Raw genomic sequence first — 15,322 nt, 5'->3', positions numbered from 1 at the left:
CATGAATATAACCATAACAGATTTTCCCATTGATGAAATATTGAATGCAAATAAAAAAAATCTTGAAAAAACATTCTTTAGATTAAGAATTAAAGATACTGTGTATCTTATTCATATGAATCGACTTGGGATAGAACAAACTTATATTAGTGTATATACTAAAAAGAACTACATTAACGAAAAGAATCCCATAGAACATGCAATCTATAAATATGAACAGGAGTTAATCAATTATAAAGAAAAAAACGAATTCAGATTATTATCTTTTGAACTAAACCACCCCCCATACCCCACATTAAATTCCATTTTAGAAAGAAAATCCTTTTCAATAACTGCATTCAACAATACTGAAAACACCTACCTTAATCAATTACTTAATAATAATGAACTAACAGAACTACTTTCTGAAAGATATACCTTCAAGAATTTTGGAAAAACAATTTTAAAATTTGAAAAAAAATTCAATGAACAAATATATAACCTTTGTATCAAATGCATTGAAAATAGCGAATATTTGCAAGAAAAACTTATTAAAATTCATGAATCCAAAATAAATGAACAAAAAGAAATAGAAGAATACATGCAAAAAATTAAAGAAAAAGAAAAAAAGAAAATTGAATTTAATAAAAATCTAAGAAATACAAAATCTAAAAACTCAAATGATTTTAATATTCATTGGTAATTTAACTGTGAAAATATTACTTTTCCAATATTCACTTTTAGATACAATATACTACACTCATACTACACTAATAAAAAAAGAAAATAGCTATCAAATTAAAAAAATTCAATAACTCCTGTAAGTAACTTGAGCTTTGTACGGAGCATAACCTTTTATCAACCCTGTTGAAATGTGGCCTCCACCGTTTCCTTTAACAGTTTTTGTTTTTACGTTCCCTTTTTTGTTTTTAAAGAAGAATTTTGCCTTGTAAAGTTTGGTGTGGTGTGGGTCAATGTCTCCGTCAAGACCTGATCCTATGTACCAGCAGGTCACTCCTGTTCCTTTGGAAAATTGCATGTTTCCTTTATATTCAACGTACCCTGCAATTGCATCTCCGTTTTTGAACTTTACTGCTTTTGGTCCCCACAGGACGCCCGGTTTAAAATTATATATTTTGACAGTTACGGTTTTCTGTTTGCTCAGTTTTTTTGAAAAACCAGCAACATCAATGCCGTCACTGGCGCAGACTCCTCCGACAACTACAAGAGCCCCTATCAAAATTAAAAATATTATTATTGTTTTTCTGTTGAAACTCATAATACTCACTTGTTTTATAGTTTTAACAGATTAAGTATAAATTTATATTGTAAGCATTACACCTACAATTAAAGCTGAAACACATAATATAAAACTCAAAATTATCGCTTGATTTTTACTGTCCATATTATCACTCCCATTGCAGATGTTTTAAAAAAAGAAAAAAATAGAATAAATTGATTATTCTACTGTTAAGAAGTCTTCGAGTATGTCTTCGTTGTTGGTTGAGAGTACTACTAAGTTACCGTCATTTGGGAATTCAAATGAGGTTAATGTTCCGTTTGGAATTACATAACCGTCAATACCAGCAATAGTTTTAGCATCTCCTCCGAGACCTGCTGCAACATCATCAGTTACTTCTACTCCATCGTATTCAGCAACGAGGACATTTACTACATCTCCATCATCATTTTGGTATAATTTACCGTTTGAAGTGAAGGTTACTCCATTTTGTTCTTTTACAACATTTACTGTTTCATGTGTAGGGTCTTCTGTAAATCCATCTGGGACTGTGAATTCAAAGCCTTCGATTTCGACAGTTTCACTAGCTGCCACAACAGTACCTATAGCAACGACTGCTATTAAAACTAATAAAATTCCTAATAGTTTTTTATTCAAAATCAATCCTCCATTAAAAAGAATTAATTAATAGTTTGTCATTCGAGTATAAATAAATTTAATCATACCCTTATAAAATCACTCAACAGATTATCGTTTGAAACTGATACGGTAACCAACTCATTATCAAGAACATATGAAAATGTGGTGATATTTCCGTCTTTTTTAAGGTATCCGTCGATTCCATTTATATCATCGGTTTTTCCGGGATTTTGCTTTACGAAATCATTTGCAATATCAAATTCACCATAGTCTGAAACGTTGATAGCTACCACATCATCTCCTTTTTCAAAGATCTTTCCGTTTACAACATAACTGATTGAGTTGTTTACTTCTTTTTCATTTATTGTTGCGTTGTTTGCTATTTCCATGAATCCGTCAGGAACATTGAAGTCTATATCTCCAATCACTACTGTTTCATCAAGTGCAGCGGCAGGTCCTATTGCAACAATAGCTAAAACGATCATAAGTCCCAAAATCTTTTTGTTCATGTTACCACCTTAAACTATAACTTCATTGAGTCTTGTCTGATTGGTTACTGCAATAATAATTGCACTGTTGTCTTCCACATATCCGAAGCATGTCAAGTTGCCTTCTGTGTAGTTCCATCCTTCATGACCGTTGATTTTTGTTTTTGTGGCGCCGTCATGATACAGCTCATCAAGTGACATTCCAAGCCAGTCTGATGCGACTGTGATTATGATTTCTCCACCCCATTGGTTAATGTAGAAGCATGTTTGTCCATTTGAACCTAAATCATCGAAATTTTCAGGAGCCTGTGATTCCTCAAAGCCGAATGGAATCATGAAATCAACTCCCTTGAATGTTTTTTTAGTATAATTCATGTCTTCAGAAGCACAAACCTGTGCAACTAAAATGAATATTATTAAACTCACTAAAATCAAATGTTTAAAATTCATAATTGACCTCAAATTAAAATATAACTTTAATACAAAATAACATTAACTATTAACTAATGTGATTTTAATGGGAGAATATTTTAAATTTGAAAATAAAGAAAGAGATATTCCATACTACAATCATAATCCTCAACTTTCAAAGCGTGCATGGATTGTTTTGTTGTCAAGTGTAATCATCTCATTTATAGTGTATATACTTCTTGAAGACATGTCTGAATTTTTTGCAAGTTTCATATTCTGTGCAATTCTTTTAATACCATTGATGTATTATTCAGACTGGGATGTGTCATTGATATTACGATGGCCAACTAAAAGCGAAATAAAGCTTGCAGTGATTTTGTTTATCGGATATATGATTTATGCAATGGTTGTTGGAGACATTATTGATGGAATGCTAAATGTCAGCTCAGGCCTTGAAGTGAACGGTGAGGCAATAATCTCTCTCGTATTTTCAATGATGGCTGAAGAACTGGTAAAATTCATCCCATTCGTGTTCCTGATGAGATTGGTCTATAAGAATACACAAAACCGTAAATTGGCAATTATAATATCAACATTCCTTGTCCTCATCTTCTTCGGGCTTCTTCATTATGACTTTGAAACATCAATCATTTCTGTTTTGATGCTTCAGGGACTCGGATCACTGTTTGAATTCTACGGATACATCAAGACCAAAAACTTGTTTGTCCCATACCTGAGCCACTTGTTGACTGATGGTGCGATATTTTTAGTGATGTTACTTGGAATGTGATATTATGGTAAGAGATAGACGTTTGAATGCAGTAGCTTCATTTATATTACCTGGTTTAGGTCAGATATTGAATGGTAAAGAAAAAAGAGGAATGAAATTCCTAATTGGAATGATTGTGCTCCACATTGCAATCTATTATATGTTAAATAATGATGCCGGAAGTGCAATTTCAACACTTTATCACATTTATGCTGCATATGATGCATACAAAGTTTATGGAATTAAATAAGTTAATGTAGATTAAGCAAAAATAATAACTGGATTTACTATGCTAAATCCATTAAATAAAAAATAGCTTTAATAATTTAAGAAGAAATCTATTAAACTATTAAAATAATTAAAAGAAAAATTAAGAATTCAAGTGAGAAAAATCATTCCTCACTTGGTTTAAGTTTTGTCAGGAAAACAGCAGAAGCCAATACAGAACCTATGATGATTAAGTCAACAACTATCACAAAAAGATCTGCTGTTGCAAACAACTGCACAATACCAATAACCCACATGACAATCAAAACACAAGGAAGCAAGTATTTGATTACAAACATCCATGTTTTACCAACTTTAAATGAAGAATACTCGTTTAAAGCAGGTAAAAAGTGTTCCAAACCATAGAACCATGCAAATATTATACATTGCACACCAATCAAGAGCAAAACACCAAATTCATTTACGAATGAATCTATAATTCCAACAATATAACTGCTGATTCCGGTTGTCAACAGAATTGAAAACACACATCCAATAACTGACAATACAGTAGCGGTTTTTTTACGAGTCCATCCTAATTTTACAGTAGTTGAACTTAACATCGGTTCGAAGTAACCTAATGCAGATGTTATACCTGCAAACAAGATTGCAAGGAACAGCATTGGAGCCAATATACGACCAATTGGACCCATGATGTTGAAAATCATCGGGAAAACAACAAATACCAAACCAGTACCTTCAGTAATAAGCTCAGATATAGGCATTCCATTTACATAAGACATATAACCCAATATTGAAAATACACCAAATGCAGTACATACTTCAAAAGCAGAGTTTGCAAATACTACAATAAGCACATTATCAATCAATTTAGAGTTTTTAGGCAAGTAACTTGCATAGGTAATTGCAATAGCTTCCCCCATACTTAATGAAAAGATAATTTGTGCAAATGCAGCAAGCCAAATGTTTACATTCAAAAGTCCACTCCAGTTAGGATGAATAAGAGTGTCCACACCAATCATTGATCCAGGAAGTGTTATTGCATAAACAATGATAATTCCCATGATGACAAATAAAGCAGGAATAAGAACTTTGGATGCCTTACCAATACCTTCATCAACATTTCTGTGAGATATAAACCAAACTGCAATCCAAAGCAATAAAACACCAATAGTTGTTGGAATCAATAAAAAGCTTGCATTTGTCAAATCAGAGCTTCCTCCAACAGTATTTGCAAAGTAGGATGCAGTATCAGTTCCCCAGTTAAATGTAAAACTGCTGAAGAGATATACCAAGTCCCAGCTCAGAATTACCAGATAGTAAATTGTAACAATGAATACAAACAGCACCAAAATCCAAGCAATTATCTCAAACTTCGGATTAATATTTCGCATAATCTTCGAGAAGGATTCCTTGAATGAGAATCCCACACCATATTCTAAAATTAAAAATGGAATTCCCATAATCGCAATAGCAATAAGGTAAGGAATGAAAAATGATCCTCCACCATTGGAATAAAGCACATAACTGAAACGCCAGATATTTCCAAGACCTACTGCCGCCCCAATCATTGCAAATATAAATGATATAGATGAATCCCATTGAGGTTGTTCAGACATACATAATAGATTTGTAAAAATATATATAATAAACTTTACACCAAATCAATATTAATGAATGCTTATGACAAATTTTTGATTGGAGACACAACCTCAATAGACTGGTGTTTTGAAAACAGACATTTCAATGAAAGACTATCTGATAACGGAATATCCAGAAACTATGTTGTTGACTGTCTTATGTATGAAGAGCCAATCAAATGTGAACATATAGATAAAGACACCTATGCCGTAGTTTTCAATGCACCTGCAAACAAGGATTATAGAGAAATCAGAATCGTAATGGTCATCAAAGGAAACTCAATTGACCTCATCACCATCATGAGAAACGACGAAACCGTAACCGAACGCCAAAAAAGACAGTACCAGTCCAGCGGCTACAAAAATATTGAAAAAAAGAGAAAACTTGCCGAAGCAAAAAGAAAAAAATGGTAAGTGATAACTGAATTATCACTAGACATTATTAAAATTGATTAAGTTGGTTATACCCCACCTGAATAGAATAACACCATACACACCACCAGCGGCAGCCGCATCAGCATCTTTCATCAAGGCTGTGGCAGACAACTTAGTAACGTCACTGTCGGACTTGTATGTTTGAATACCTGACCATATTTTAGCATGACTTGACTGTTTGACAAATGCAGCAGTCACTTTTTGAATCCATGAAGATCCAGCATTGTAATTTCCCTTGTAAATCATAGGAATGATTACATCAAGGTATTTGCTTATTGTTGGAATGTCCTCACTTAGGCTTGCAACCCCTTTTGAATTGGTCAACTTCTTAAATGTCTTTCCTGCAACTTTAAATGTTACGTAGCGTCCGGAAAGAGGCATTCCATCAACTGTCAGAGTTACCTTATAGACATTGGTAAATCCTTTATATGCCTTGTATGTTGATGCCTGTATCTTTGAAACCCTGTTGTCATGAGAAGTATTTTAGATGAAGAACTGATCGGGTTGAATCCTGTTTCATTTAACTGTATGAGTTCCTTTATCAAAGTTCAACAACAGGTTTGCATTTCCTTTTTCATCAGTTGTTGAATTTATTATTTCACCACCATCAACAGTAAAATAGACAGTTTTGTTTGAAATTGGAGTATTGTTTTCATGTTTTACACTAACAGTGAAATTTAATCCTTTAGATAGTTAGTATTACTTACTTTACCAAAGGAAGCATTTTTCACGGGTTCTTCTTCTGCTACAACAGTATCATTAACCTGAGGCACGTCATCTTCATCAGCATTTAAGTGCCGGGTGTCGTTGTCTGCTGCACTTACGCATGAGACCGCTAAAAATACAGTCAGAATACAGAAGAATACTTATATATTTGTAATTAATTCGCATCACCTTCCGTTAAATTAAATTTTAGTTTACCAATACCGTTTGAAACTTCAAGTTCATCTGTATTTGGATTCAATCCGTTAAGCAGTGAGTTGCCACTGTCTGAATCCATATAGTGTGGCAGGTATCCGGAAATATATATCGGATATACTGTGCATTCGCCAGTGTCGTTTACAAGATCTATTTGGACAAAGTAAGCGGAGTGTGTCGCTTCGTTTGACTGGTCGAATATGAAGTTTCCTAAACTGTAGAATATTGGTTTTCCGTTGTACATCTCAATTCCCTGGGTTACATGCGGGTGAGATCCTAAAACCACATCTGCACCTGAATCAATCAGTTCATGTGCAATTTTGACTTGATCGCCATTTGGAGAGTTTGAATACTCGTTTCCAAAGTGCATATACACTACGATTAAGTCTGAATCATTATTCTCTTTGATTTGTTTTTGTGCATCGGCTAAATCGAATGCAGAATAACCAGGATTTGAACCGTTTGCATATGGCATCACTTCATAAGAATATTCTGCGAAGTTATTTGAATCCATATAGTTCAATACAGTTATATTCCTTCCGTTGATTTCCTGAGTTACGCCGTTGTGCGCTGCATCTTCATTTTCACCTGCACCTATTGGAGTTATTCCTGCATTTTTAAGGTTTTCAAGTGTATCTTCCATTCCGTCAATACCATAATCAAATGCATGGTTGTTTGCAAGGGCGGCTATTGTATTGTTGTTTCCCTTTGCAAGAGGAACATAACTTGGATCACATTTAAGTGGAACATCTCCCTTGACTGCATTACCTGAGGAAGTAACTGCATTTTCAAAGTTGATTAACAATAAGTCAACGTTTGATGTTACATTGCTCACCCCTTCAAATGGGGATGAATCAAAGCTTAAAACACCTGGCATATTACGTGCAAACATAACATCACCAGTTACAGCTATTGAAACGTTATCCTTTGGCTCCGATTTTATGAGTGGACTGTTTCCATCAAATAAAATTGTTGCAGTTGTAGCTATCAATATAAGAATAGCTAAAACTACGGTTAATATTAAAACAATCTTATTGACTCTCATTTATTCAGTCATCTCCAATTCAGCTTCATCATCACTGAATAATTGGTTTAACATCCATTCAGAATCATATTCCTTGATGTCATCATATCCTTGGCCCATACCTAAGAACATGATTGGTTTTTTGATTACATAACCAATTGAGAGTGAAGCTCCACCTTTACTATCTGCATCAGCTTTAGTTAAGATTACACCGTCAATATCAATAGCCTCATTGAATTTCTTAGCCTGTTCGGTTGCATCGTTACCAGTTAAAGCGTCACCTACAAATATTACGAGGTCAGGTTTGGAGACTCTTTTAATTTTTTTCATTTCATCCATAAGGTTAGTGTTAGTCTGCATTCTTCCTGCAGTATCAATTAATACCAATTCTTTTCCTTGTGCTTTTGCATGCTCGACAGCATCGTATGCAACAGCAGCTGGATCTGAACCTTTTTTGTGCTTAATGATTTTAACACCAACATTGTCAGCATGATATGTTACCTGTTCGATTGCTCCTGCTCTGAATGTATCTGAAGCAGCAATTACAGGAGTGTAGCCTTTTTTCATGTAATAATTAGCGAGTTTTCCGATAGTGGTTGTTTTACCAGTACCGTTGATTCCAACAAACATTACAACTAATGGTTCTCCTTCAGCTTTTTTAGCTTCAATCATTTCAGTCATGGATTTTCCAGGAATGCTGATGATGTCTGATACTGCATTTTTTAAAGCCATGAATGTGTATTCTGTAATGTCATTGCTTCTTTTGATTTTTTTACCTACAAGGTCATTTTTTACGCTTTCTACAACTTCAGTAGCTACTTCCATTGCAACATCCCCTTGCAAGAGTTCCATTTCAAGTTCAAACAAGATATCTTCTACATGTTTTTCCTGAATGGTTTTTTCACGAACAAATGAGAACATTCCACCGGTAGCTTCACCATCTGCAGATTTATCTTCATCCTTGTTTCTGCTCCAGAAGTGGGATTTTTCTTCTTTTTGAGGTTCTTCTTCAACTTCATCTTCCTCAGGAATCTCTTCTTCAACTTCTTCCTCAGGAGCAGAGGAACCTCTAAGTCTTGCAAGTAAACCAGGTTTTTCCTCTTTTACTTCTTCAACAGATTCATCTTCAGAGGTTTCTTCAACAATTTCCTCTTCAGCTTCATCAACAGACTCTTCTTCTACAATATCTTCTGCTTGCGGAAGTAAATTAGATTCATCCTCTTCCACTTTTTCTTCTTTTTTACGGCCAAATGAAAAGAAAGAGAATTTTTTACCGGATTCTTCTTGAAGATTGTCTTCTTTTTCAGCTTCTTCAATAAGTTCCTCTTCCAACTTTTCACTTGTACGTGAAAATTTCTTTTTCAATGATTCAAACAAAATTAATCCAACCTTTTCAATTAGTTAAAAAATTTATATTATTTGTATTTATATCTCTTATAATATTTAAAAAAACAGTAAAAATCGCACAAAACAGCAAATTTTGAAAAAAATTTTGAAAATAGTAAAACTAGTATAAAACTAAAAAATAAAAAAAAGAAATTGGAAAGAATTATCCCATTTGGGTCATTCTTCCTTGAGCTGCTGCTGCAATTTGTTCAGCTTGAGCTTGAAGACTTCCTACAATGTCAGTACATTGTTGTAAGTTAGCTAACATTTTATCTAAGCTATCATTTAAGTCTTCTTTTTGCCCGTTTAAGATTTCACGAGCGCCATCAGCATCTTTTTTAACAGCAAGTCCTGCTCCAATACTTACAATAATTTCATCAGTACTTTTAAGTTCTCCTTTAACGAATGAACCAGCACCAACAGGCACAAAAGCTTCAACAGATTCTTTACCTTCAATGTCATCTAAAGTAGAAAACAATGCATCTACTTCAGCCATGGAAGTTCTGATCATTTCGATTTGTTGTTGAATTAACTCAGCTTGTTGTCTGTATACGTTAATTTCGTTAAGAAGACTGTTTAACCTTTGCTGATCTTCCATATGAACACCCTCAAAGTGTCTATAAAATTTCTTTTACAATTGGGTCAACAACATCTTCAGGAGCAATTTCTTCGATTTCTGCAATAGAAATTTGGTTCCTGTTAATTCTGTGTTTACTTCCGAAACGTTCGTAGATTTTCTCTTCGATTTCAGCTTCGCAAGTTGCTTTGAATTCTTTAGTAAATTTATGATATTCATCGCCCATTACAAAAGTACCTTTAACTCTGTAAATTTTTGTTATCATATAAAATCCCTCAAGATATATTAATTAAAAATCATCATCTAAAAAGCCTAATGCTTCTTCAACTCTAGCCATTTCTGGACCAGTACTGTCTTTAGCAACAATTGCTCCATTTGAATTAGCAATGGAACAAGCACCAACTAAAGAAATACCTCTTCCAACAGTACCAATGTTTCCTTCTACACCAAATACTTCTTGAGCAAAACTAACTTCAGATTGAACAGCTTTAGAACTTATTAAAAATCCTTTATTTGTAACTTGAATCATAGATCCAATGATGTCACTTCCAACCATGGAAGTAGCTTCAACGTTTACATCTAAAGTTTCTCCAATAACCTCAATTGCTTCTTTGGATAAAAATGGACTTACAATAGCACCTTTGTCGTTTGCTGCAACGATATTACCTAATGCAGTGTATTGACCAGGCACAGTAGCGACATTAATACCTAAATCTTCAAACTGTTTAATTTCCCTATCTAAGATATGTGGTGAAACAACTATTCCTTTTGAATTAGCCACAGCTAAAGATCCAATAAGGCTACATCCAGAAACAGATGATTTTATAATATCAACGTCTAATGCTTCCTTAATAATATCAGCTTTTTCATCTAAAAGATTATAAGGAACAATAGCAAAGTCATCGGTTGCAAGGATAAATACACCAATGTTTGGGTTACCTACGATATCTACTCTTTTTAACATATTGTTACCTCACGTTACTCAATAGTATGGTAGTGAACAAAGCTATTCTGCTAAAGTAGCTGTTACAACACCATCATCATCTTTAACTGCTTTTACAGTGATTTTAGAAGGTATTTTTTGGATACCTCTTTTCCAAATAGCATGATTGATAGATTCATCAATTTTGACTTCTTCAGCTTTCATGTGTTTGGTTAAGAAATTTTTAACTTCTCTGATAGCTCTAGGAGCTCTGATAGTTCTTTTAATTTCTTTAACATTTCTAAGTGGAATTGTGTAAACTCTTTCCATAATAACCCCTCATTATAATTTAAGACTGTTTCTTCTCCAATGTCTAGGTTTTGGTCTGTATCTAAGTTTACGGTTAGTTTTAGCATAAGCCCAGATTGGAATTCTCCTATTTTGTTTGTTTGCTTTTGCCATTCTTAATTTTTTAGCTAATGGTTTATTTCTACTCATTTTCTCACCAGTAATACATATAATAATTATTTTTTATATCCGATAACACGAGTTTGATAATGTTCAGGGAATATATCCAATGAATTTCCTCCTTTCTCATCAATCAAAGTCCTTATTTCAACTTCAAAATCAGAACTGTTGTCCTTGTTTGATCTCTCATGTGAAATTTCAAACAAACTTGAAGTTATTAGTTTAACAGACTTGTGTCCGAAACTGTCAAGGTTAATGTATTGAACATTCTTCCTATCCTCAAGACTTTTAATTTGATTAATGTTTAATTTTGGAGTCCTGTCATCTCTTCTAGTCCCATCTGCAATAATATCAAATTCATCTGCAAGCATTTCAACTGTCTGAGCATGAATAAACTTTATTCCATCATTCGGAAATCCGTCATCCATAATCATTTCACAAGTCTTGTCGAGAATATCATAATCCATTTTCAAGACATTATGTTTGAAACCTAACGCTTCGGCAGATTTGCTTGCTGGAATGTATGAATCGTAAACACCAAAGTTTGCGGTACATAGCTCTACGTCAAGACCTAACCTTTTAAGCATTACTGCTACAAAGGATGAATCCTTACCTCCACTATATAATACACCAGCTTTCATCGATATTATTTCCTTGTAATTTTAATTTCTCTTTTTTGACCAGCAATTTGTCTTAAAAGAACTTTAAGCTGTTCATCAGTCACTTTTCCTCTTAAACTTCCAGCTTGAGCTGATTGAATCAATTGAAGTTCAATTTGATTAACAAGTTCAGGTTTGGTTAATTTAAGATTAGACAACCTATTACGAGCTTCAGAAGTCATAATTTGAGCAATGATCTGTTTTTTCTGTGCTTCAAATTGTGCTTGAGCTTCTTGCTGTTGTGCTTGAGCCATAGCTTGTTGTTGTGCTTGATTCTGCATAGCAGCTTGTTGAGCTTGTAATTCAGCCATCCTTTTTTGACGAATTTCATCTAAATCGCTCATATCAAACTCTCCAAAATATAATTAGTATTTTTCAAGACCAGGAATATCTTTAATGATTTCAGCAGAAATTTTATCTAAGAATGATCTTCCTGCTGGAGTAACAACTCTTCCACCTTCAACTTTCTCAACGAGTCCAGCATCTTCTAATTGGTGTAATGCGGTTCTAACAATAGATCCACTACCTTTTCTAAATACTTCAGGACGTACGCCACGGTCTTTTTTACCACCGTAGAAAGTTCTTAAACTCATAACTCCCACTGGACCATCCATGTATACTCTTCTGATAATGGAAGCGGTCCTTACATACCACCAATCTGCATCTTCTGGTTTTCTTTCTTTGTGAACACCAGTTTTAACAAAATTGGACCATGCAGGGGAATTGATCTTATCATTATTTTTAAATTCATCTGCGACTTTTTTAATTAATAAATCTGCAGGTACATCAAATACAGTAGTCATATTAATTCTCCAATATTTTATTAAATAATTGTAGCTTAATCCACTGTAAATTTAAGACCTAAAAAATAGGACCTGTAACTCTAAATTTATAATGTTTAAGGCTTTTTTTTATAAATTACAGCGACATGTCCTCTAACATCAATGAGCTTAGCTCTGGTTTGAGATACAATATCATCTATAAATTTATCTTTATCTCTAGCGATATTTTTTGCAAATTTAAGTTTGACAAGTTCATTAGCTTCAAGCTGGCGTTTAATTTCTTCGATAACGTTTTCATTAAGGCCATTTTTACCAATGTTAATTGTCATAGCAGAAAGAGCTCTATTCATCATTTCTTTTTTTGATTGACTCATATTTTGCTCTCCTTTTATTCTTTTTTTCCTTATGATATGGAATTTTCATTACATGATCACATTCACCACAAAAAATGTTAACTTCAGAGTTAACTAGCCGGACGGTGCAATTGCGACCAGGTGAGAGGAAACTTTTACAATTCTTACAATAACGTCTAGCCCATTTTTCAGGAACTTTGGTATTGTATTTTGTAGATAATTTCAATGCCAGTTCGACATAACGATTTGATCGTTCAGGATGGTTGATGAACTCCATCTCCGCACGATTAAAAAGAATTTCCATTCTTTCTTTCGCTATTTCAATCATCCACTTTGGTCTTTTTCCTCTACTCAAAATATCCTCTCTTTTTTGTAGGATATAATATTCATGATTGGATTAAAATGATTTGCGCAAATTAAAACAAGAACCATAGTTAAAATTTAACCTTAGGTTAATATGAATATTAAGATAACCTATGTTTATCAACATTAATAAATGTTTGTATATAAAAGATAAAATCCTAAAATTTAAAAAAAATAAAAAATTATTAAATGATATTTTGCCAGTATACTAACTCTCTTGAATCATTGCTAGTTTACCCTTCGCTCCTCGAGCAACCCTCGAAACTGGCAGCCTATCCAATGCTGGGTTTCTTCTAATCATAGACAGTATCAACTTCCCTCATAAAAGGACCGAAGGCATTGGTCATAAAAATGATACGACATTAATATTTATATAAAAAATAATATTTAACTATTTCTTAAAAAAAGAAAATTATAAAAAAATAACCTTTAATATACATGATGAACATCAGGTTACTGATTTAAAATTAAAAGTATAAAATTTTAGGAAAATGATTTAATCATATCAAATCAAACTTCATATGATGTCAAATACTCTTAGAAGAAATCAAGAATATGGCAAAGATAATCCATTTCGAAATTAAAATAAAAAAAGTAAAATTTTAGAATGTACCCTCAAAATTTAATTTTTCGGATAACTCCTTATATCTGTTCCGGATTGTCACTTCAGTAACATTAGCAACAACAGCTATGTCCTTTTGGGTTTTTCTCTCACAGCTGAAAATAGATGCAATATATAATGCTGCTGCCGCAAGACCTGTCGGTGCTTTGCCTGAGTTTAACCCATTTTCTCGAGCTTCATGAATAATTTCAATTGCCCTAGCCTGAACCACACCAGATAACCCTAACTTGCTTGCGAATCTTGGAATATAGTCAACCGGTGAAGTAGGTTCCAATTTAATGTTCAATTTTCTTGATAAAAATCTATAATTTTTACCAATCTGCTTTTTGGGAACATTGGATACTTCTGAAACTTCATCCAAGGTACGTGGAATATTGCAACGTCTGCAGGCAGTATAAATTGATGCTGCAACAACGCTTTCAATTGATCTACCGCGAACAAGATTGTTCTTAGCTGCATTCCTATAGATAATTGCTGCGTCTTCCCTTGCATTACGAGGAATGCCTAATCCTGAAGACATATTATCAAGCTCACTTAAAGCCAATGCCAAATTACGCTCACCTGATCTGGAAATTCTAAGCCTTTTGTTCCATTTTCTCAATCTGTACATTTGGGTTCTATTTCTTTCAGGGATTTTACGTCCGTTATAATCAACATTTTTATAGTCAATTGTAGTGGTTAATCCTTTATCTGAGATTGTATATGTTGATGGAGCACCTGTTCTAGCACGTCTGTCACGTTGCTCATGGTCAAATGCTCTCCATTCAGGACCCCTGTCCATAATGTTTTCATCTAAAACAATACCACAGCGAGCACATGAAACTTCTGCTCTTTGGTTATCAACGATTCTTTTGGTAGAACCACATTCAGGACAAGGTTGAACCTCATCATTAGAAAAGTTATCAGGCTGAACTACACGGTTAGTATAATTCATGGTTCTGGTTGGTATACTATCATCCTCCTTCAAGGATAGTGGAATAAATTCCAATAAATGTTCTCAACGATTATAACTAATTAAAAAAACATCAAAAATTTCAAATTAGTCATTACAATTAAATACATGATAGTTATATAAATTCTAGGTACGGTTGTGAGTGTATAAATATAATGAGCTTGCAGCGAAATGAAATTCCCATAGAAAACCATAGTACACAAACAAAACACAAAAGGACTTCACTACTGGGATCGAAACGAGACCAGGTATAACCCCCATGCTATGACCGCAATACCTAATATAATACAAACATATGAAAATAATTAAATAATTATCAGCGCAATTTTCACCCTTACTGTTAACACCTAACCAAACTATATCAAATCACACATTAAGTCTGAAAATATATAATTTGTACTAACTTTAAAATAATGCAAGCGAACAATTGGAAGCAGCGGACTCAACAACTCGGAAAAAAAACCTCG

General features: G+C 33.6%; 23 protein-coding genes and 1 rRNA gene. 4 read left to right on the top strand and 20 right to left on the bottom strand.

Annotated elements, in window-relative coordinates; all coding sequences use genetic code 11:
- Nucleotides 1-40 precede the first annotated feature (40 nt).
- Nucleotides 41-682 carry a hypothetical protein gene (locus MR875_08930; GenBank protein ID MCI6994959.1) on the top strand — a complete coding sequence of 214 codons (642 nt, stop codon included), beginning with the start codon at nucleotides 41-43 and terminating at the stop codon, nucleotides 680-682.
- A 105-nt stretch (nucleotides 683-787) separates the two neighbouring features.
- Here MR875_08930 and MR875_08925 read toward each other — a convergent pair whose 3' ends face one another.
- The 4 genes from MR875_08925 to MR875_08910 all read right to left on the bottom strand — a co-directional run bounded on the left by MR875_08925 (nucleotide 788) and on the right by MR875_08910 (nucleotide 2,796).
- Nucleotides 788-1,258, bottom strand: coding sequence for a hypothetical protein (locus MR875_08925; protein MCI6994958.1), 471 nt, complete (start codon nucleotides 1,256-1,258; stop codon nucleotides 788-790).
- Nucleotides 1,259-1,438: 180 nt separating this feature from the next.
- Nucleotides 1,439-1,876: a hypothetical protein gene (locus MR875_08920; protein ID MCI6994957.1), complete on the bottom strand. Its 438-nt coding sequence runs from the start codon at nucleotides 1,874-1,876 to the stop codon at nucleotides 1,439-1,441.
- Between the two features lie 62 nt (nucleotides 1,877-1,938).
- Nucleotides 1,939-2,367 carry a hypothetical protein gene (locus MR875_08915; GenBank protein MCI6994956.1) on the bottom strand — a complete coding sequence of 143 codons (429 nt, stop codon included), beginning with the start codon at nucleotides 2,365-2,367 and terminating at the stop codon, nucleotides 1,939-1,941.
- 9 nt (nucleotides 2,368-2,376) lie between these two features.
- A complete protein-coding gene (locus tag MR875_08910; protein ID MCI6994955.1) occupies nucleotides 2,377-2,796 on the bottom strand; it encodes a hypothetical protein in 420 nt (139 codons plus the stop codon).
- A gap of 67 nt (nucleotides 2,797-2,863) precedes the next feature.
- On the opposite strand from MR875_08910, the gene MR875_08905 reads away from it, so the two are divergent.
- Complete coding sequence (locus MR875_08905) at nucleotides 2,864-3,547, top strand: hypothetical protein (protein ID MCI6994954.1); 684 nt, start codon at nucleotides 2,864-2,866, stop codon at nucleotides 3,545-3,547.
- 4 nt (nucleotides 3,548-3,551) lie between these two features.
- On the top strand, nucleotides 3,552-3,776 hold the full coding sequence (locus MR875_08900) for a hypothetical protein (protein ID MCI6994953.1): 225 nt from the start codon (nucleotides 3,552-3,554) through the stop codon (nucleotides 3,774-3,776).
- A 142-nt stretch (nucleotides 3,777-3,918) separates the two neighbouring features.
- Here the strand turns inward: MR875_08900 and MR875_08895 are convergent, their stop codons facing one another.
- The gene (locus MR875_08895; GenBank protein MCI6994952.1) at nucleotides 3,919-5,373 is read right to left on the bottom strand and encodes a sodium-dependent transporter; all 1,455 of its coding nucleotides are present in this window, start codon (nucleotides 5,371-5,373) and stop codon (nucleotides 3,919-3,921) included.
- A 54-nt stretch (nucleotides 5,374-5,427) separates the two neighbouring features.
- Between MR875_08895 and MR875_08890 the strand changes: the two genes are divergently transcribed.
- On the top strand, nucleotides 5,428-5,808 hold the full coding sequence (locus MR875_08890; GenBank protein ID MCI6994951.1) for a DUF4258 domain-containing protein: 381 nt from the start codon (nucleotides 5,428-5,430) through the stop codon (nucleotides 5,806-5,808).
- An 18-nt stretch (nucleotides 5,809-5,826) separates the two neighbouring features.
- On the opposite strand, the gene MR875_08885 is transcribed toward MR875_08890, so the two are convergent.
- From MR875_08885 to rrf, 15 genes are all read right to left on the bottom strand, one after another.
- Nucleotides 5,827-6,210 (bottom strand): hypothetical protein, encoded by a 384-nt coding sequence (locus tag MR875_08885; GenBank protein MCI6994950.1) that lies wholly within the window; start codon nucleotides 6,208-6,210, stop codon nucleotides 5,827-5,829.
- Between the two features lie 499 nt (nucleotides 6,211-6,709).
- Nucleotides 6,710-7,792, bottom strand: a complete 1,083-nt coding sequence (locus MR875_08880) for a CapA family protein (protein MCI6994949.1) — start codon at nucleotides 7,790-7,792, stop codon at nucleotides 6,710-6,712.
- Nucleotides 7,793-9,148 carry a signal recognition particle-docking protein FtsY gene (gene ftsY, locus MR875_08875; GenBank protein ID MCI6994948.1) on the bottom strand — a complete coding sequence of 452 codons (1,356 nt, stop codon included), beginning with the start codon at nucleotides 9,146-9,148 and terminating at the stop codon, nucleotides 7,793-7,795.
- 172 nt (nucleotides 9,149-9,320) lie between these two features.
- On the bottom strand, nucleotides 9,321-9,755 hold the full coding sequence (gene pfdA / locus MR875_08870) for a prefoldin subunit alpha (GenBank protein MCI6994947.1): 435 nt from the start codon (nucleotides 9,753-9,755) through the stop codon (nucleotides 9,321-9,323).
- Nucleotides 9,756-9,774: 19 nt separating this feature from the next.
- Complete coding sequence (gene rpl18a, locus MR875_08865) at nucleotides 9,775-9,999, bottom strand: 50S ribosomal protein L18Ae (GenBank protein MCI6994946.1); 225 nt, start codon at nucleotides 9,997-9,999, stop codon at nucleotides 9,775-9,777.
- Nucleotides 10,000-10,023: 24 nt separating this feature from the next.
- Entirely contained in the window at nucleotides 10,024-10,698 is a 675-nt protein-coding gene (locus MR875_08860; GenBank protein MCI6994945.1) for a translation initiation factor IF-6, read from the bottom strand.
- 42 nt (nucleotides 10,699-10,740) lie between these two features.
- Entirely contained in the window at nucleotides 10,741-10,986 is a 246-nt protein-coding gene (locus tag MR875_08855; protein MCI6994944.1) for a 50S ribosomal protein L31e, read from the bottom strand.
- A 12-nt stretch (nucleotides 10,987-10,998) separates the two neighbouring features.
- Nucleotides 10,999-11,154, bottom strand: coding sequence for a 50S ribosomal protein L39e (locus MR875_08850; protein MCI6994943.1), 156 nt, complete (start codon nucleotides 11,152-11,154; stop codon nucleotides 10,999-11,001).
- A gap of 26 nt (nucleotides 11,155-11,180) precedes the next feature.
- A complete protein-coding gene (locus MR875_08845; GenBank protein ID MCI6994942.1) occupies nucleotides 11,181-11,765 on the bottom strand; it encodes a hypothetical protein in 585 nt (194 codons plus the stop codon).
- A gap of 5 nt (nucleotides 11,766-11,770) precedes the next feature.
- Complete coding sequence (locus MR875_08840) at nucleotides 11,771-12,127, bottom strand: DNA-binding protein (protein MCI6994941.1); 357 nt, start codon at nucleotides 12,125-12,127, stop codon at nucleotides 11,771-11,773.
- A gap of 21 nt (nucleotides 12,128-12,148) precedes the next feature.
- Entirely contained in the window at nucleotides 12,149-12,586 is a 438-nt protein-coding gene (locus MR875_08835; protein MCI6994940.1) for a 30S ribosomal protein S19e, read from the bottom strand.
- Between the two features lie 95 nt (nucleotides 12,587-12,681).
- On the bottom strand, nucleotides 12,682-12,939 hold the full coding sequence (locus MR875_08830; protein MCI6994939.1) for a YhbY family RNA-binding protein: 258 nt from the start codon (nucleotides 12,937-12,939) through the stop codon (nucleotides 12,682-12,684).
- Nucleotides 12,908-13,273: a ribonuclease P gene (locus tag MR875_08825; protein MCI6994938.1), complete on the bottom strand. Its 366-nt coding sequence runs from the start codon at nucleotides 13,271-13,273 to the stop codon at nucleotides 12,908-12,910. Before MR875_08825 ends, MR875_08830 begins: the two co-directional genes overlap by 32 nt.
- Nucleotides 13,274-13,883: 610 nt before the next feature.
- Nucleotides 13,884-14,837 carry a transcription initiation factor IIB gene (locus MR875_08820; GenBank protein ID MCI6994937.1) on the bottom strand — a complete coding sequence of 318 codons (954 nt, stop codon included), beginning with the start codon at nucleotides 14,835-14,837 and terminating at the stop codon, nucleotides 13,884-13,886.
- 176 nt (nucleotides 14,838-15,013) lie between these two features.
- Nucleotides 15,014-15,131, bottom strand: a 5S ribosomal RNA gene (gene rrf / locus MR875_08815).
- Nucleotides 15,132-15,322 lie beyond the last annotated feature (191 nt).

Origin of the sequence: Methanobrevibacter sp., from assembly GCA_022775905.1 — an archaeon.
In the GTDB taxonomy this organism is placed as follows: domain Archaea; phylum Methanobacteriota; class Methanobacteria; order Methanobacteriales; family Methanobacteriaceae; genus Methanocatella.
This window is presented reverse-complemented; position numbering and strand designations above follow the sequence as displayed.

What these genes read in the sequence shown, in the direction of transcription:
- MR875_08830 (MCI6994939.1), bottom strand. Translation starts at nt 12,939, where the DNA reads ATGAGTCAATCAAAAAAAGAAATGATGAATAGAGCTCTTTCTGCTATG.
- MR875_08915 (MCI6994956.1), bottom strand. Translation starts at nt 2,367, where the DNA reads ATGAACAAAAAGATTTTGGGACTTATGATCGTTTTAGCTATTGTTGCA.
- MR875_08890 (MCI6994951.1), top strand. Translation starts at nt 5,428, where the DNA reads ATGAATGCTTATGACAAATTTTTGATTGGAGACACAACCTCAATAGAC.
- MR875_08895 (MCI6994952.1), bottom strand. Translation starts at nt 5,373, where the DNA reads ATGTCTGAACAACCTCAATGGGATTCATCTATATCATTTATATTTGCA.
- MR875_08905 (MCI6994954.1), top strand. Translation starts at nt 2,864, where the DNA reads ATGGGAGAATATTTTAAATTTGAAAATAAAGAAAGAGATATTCCATAC.
- MR875_08860 (MCI6994945.1), bottom strand. Translation starts at nt 10,698, where the DNA reads ATGTTAAAAAGAGTAGATATCGTAGGTAACCCAAACATTGGTGTATTT.
- pfdA (MCI6994947.1), bottom strand. Translation starts at nt 9,755, where the DNA reads ATGGAAGATCAGCAAAGGTTAAACAGTCTTCTTAACGAAATTAACGTA.
- MR875_08845 (MCI6994942.1), bottom strand. Translation starts at nt 11,765, where the DNA reads ATGAAAGCTGGTGTATTATATAGTGGAGGTAAGGATTCATCCTTTGTA.
- MR875_08925 (MCI6994958.1), bottom strand. Translation starts at nt 1,258, where the DNA reads ATGAGTTTCAACAGAAAAACAATAATAATATTTTTAATTTTGATAGGG.
- MR875_08880 (MCI6994949.1), bottom strand. Translation starts at nt 7,792, where the DNA reads ATGAGAGTCAATAAGATTGTTTTAATATTAACCGTAGTTTTAGCTATT.
- MR875_08840 (MCI6994941.1), bottom strand. Translation starts at nt 12,127, where the DNA reads ATGAGCGATTTAGATGAAATTCGTCAAAAAAGGATGGCTGAATTACAA.
- MR875_08900 (MCI6994953.1), top strand. Translation starts at nt 3,552, where the DNA reads ATGGTAAGAGATAGACGTTTGAATGCAGTAGCTTCATTTATATTACCT.
- MR875_08910 (MCI6994955.1), bottom strand. Translation starts at nt 2,796, where the DNA reads ATGAATTTTAAACATTTGATTTTAGTGAGTTTAATAATATTCATTTTA.
- rpl18a (MCI6994946.1), bottom strand. Translation starts at nt 9,999, where the DNA reads ATGATAACAAAAATTTACAGAGTTAAAGGTACTTTTGTAATGGGCGAT.
- MR875_08820 (MCI6994937.1), bottom strand. Translation starts at nt 14,837, where the DNA reads ATGAATTATACTAACCGTGTAGTTCAGCCTGATAACTTTTCTAATGAT.
- MR875_08850 (MCI6994943.1), bottom strand. Translation starts at nt 11,154, where the DNA reads ATGAGTAGAAATAAACCATTAGCTAAAAAATTAAGAATGGCAAAAGCA.
- MR875_08835 (MCI6994940.1), bottom strand. Translation starts at nt 12,586, where the DNA reads ATGACTACTGTATTTGATGTACCTGCAGATTTATTAATTAAAAAAGTC.
- MR875_08885 (MCI6994950.1), bottom strand. Translation starts at nt 6,210, where the DNA reads ATGCCTCTTTCCGGACGCTACGTAACATTTAAAGTTGCAGGAAAGACA.
- MR875_08855 (MCI6994944.1), bottom strand. Translation starts at nt 10,986, where the DNA reads ATGGAAAGAGTTTACACAATTCCACTTAGAAATGTTAAAGAAATTAAA.